Origin of the sequence: Catellatospora chokoriensis, assembly GCF_011297315.1 — a bacterium.
Lineage (GTDB): Bacteria > Actinomycetota > Actinomycetes > Mycobacteriales > Micromonosporaceae > Catellatospora > Catellatospora citrea.
Genome location: NZ_JAAOTI010000071.1, coordinates 1 through 1,751 on the forward strand (window position 1 = coordinate 1; position 1,751 = coordinate 1,751).

The window sequence follows — 1,751 nt, forward strand, 5'->3', positions numbered from 1 at the left end:
GTTTATGCATGTATGTGGGTGGATGTTAGGGTGCGGTTCGTGTCAATGGTGGTGTGGGAGTCCTGCCGCGCCGGTGAGGGCCGGTCGGTGGATACCCGTGCTCGCGGTGGGTTGGGGGCCGCTGTTCATGGCTGATCTGCGCCCGATCGCTGCGCCGTTCGTGGTGCCGGGCCCGTCGGGGGTGGCGATCCGCACGCGTCTGAAGAACCTCACGGACCAGGACGAGTTGGTGCTGCGCACGGTGGGTGCGCACCTGGGTTCCCTGGCCGCCGATGATCTCAAGAAACGTTGTGCTGATGGGCTCGGGCATGACAACGACCGGTGGGCGCGACGTAAGCGGGAGTTGACGGGGTTGTCGTCGTCGCGGTGGGCGGGGTCGATCACGAAGGCTTCGCATGATCAGTGGGCATTGGCGCGTCATGGTCTGGCTGCCCATATGCAGGGGTTGCAGGCCGGTATCGACATGCTGGCCCACCGGCTGTCGCTGCCGCTCGGGCAGAAGGGCACCAAACGCGAGCCGGGCGGGTATCGGTCGCGGCAGGAATGGCATGCCAAAGCACGTCGTCTGGCGTGCCTGACCGTCCAACACGCGGCCGCGGTCGCTGACTATGACAGCGGCCGGGTCCGGGTAGTGCGTGGCGGGCGTCGCCTGCTCAACACCCGGCACCACCTCGATCAGGCGCAGCTGACGCAGGTGCAGTGGCGGCTGCGTTGGCAGGCCGCACGCTGGTTCCTGTCCGCCGACGGCGAGTCGGGCAAGCGATGGGGCAACGAGACGATCCGTGTCACCGACGACGGGCAGCTGTCGATCAAGCTGCCCGCGCCCCTGGCCGATCTGGCCAACGCCCCGTACGGCCGCTACCTGTTCACCTGCCGGGTCGGCTTCGCCCACCGCGGGCAGCAGTGGGCCGACCGGGTCGCCGCCGACCGCGCCGTGGCATACCGGGTCAGTTTCGACGCCCGGCGGCAGCGCTGGTATCTGACCGCGTGCTGGCAGTACGCGCCCGCCCCCACCATCGGTCTGGCTGCCGCCCTGGCCTTGGGTTGTGTCGGGGTGGACGCCAACGACGACCACTTGGCCGCCTGGCGTCTGGATGTGCACGGCAACCCGGTCGGTGCACCGCGCCGGTTCTTCTACGACCTGTCCGGCACCGCCGACCACCGTGACGCGCAGGTCCGCCACGCCCTGACCCGGCTGCTGCAGTGGGCCAAGACCTGCGCCGTGACAGCGATCGCGGTGGAGGACCTGGACTTCGCTGCCGAGAAGACCCGTGAGAAGCACGGCCGTAGGAAGCGGTTCCGTCGGCTCATCTCGCGGTTTCCGACCGGCCGGCTACGGGCCAGGCTCGTCTCGATGGCCGACCAGACCGGCATCACGATCGTGGCCGTCGACCCGGCCTACAGCTCGAAGTGGGGCGCCGAACACTGGCACAAGCCCCTGAACACCCCCACCAGGAAGATCACCCGGCACGACGCCGCGAGCATCGTGATCGCAAGACGCGCCCAGGGACACAAGGCCCGGCGACGGACGCCACCGCCCCCAACCGACCAGAGCGATCGGGTGGGGCATCGGAGCGCCCAGGCCGGACCGAACGTCGCTGGGTGTGAGGGACCCCGCCACCGCATTCCCGGACCGCGCACACGATGCCCGTCGCCGGACTGCGACCTGAACGCGGGCGACCAGTGTGTCCAAGACCGTTCGGGGCACACGACTGGACCTGTGCAACTTATGCACAGTCAGTAGGAACGGT

General features: G+C 68.8%; 1 protein-coding gene. It reads left to right on the forward strand.

Translation table 11 applies throughout. From position 1 onward, the window contains the following. The coding region (locus tag HAV39_RS41995) for a hypothetical protein (protein WP_223124450.1) at positions 1-1,744 on the forward strand (1,744 nt) is incomplete at its 5' end. Positions 1,745-1,751: the final 7 nt, after the last annotated feature.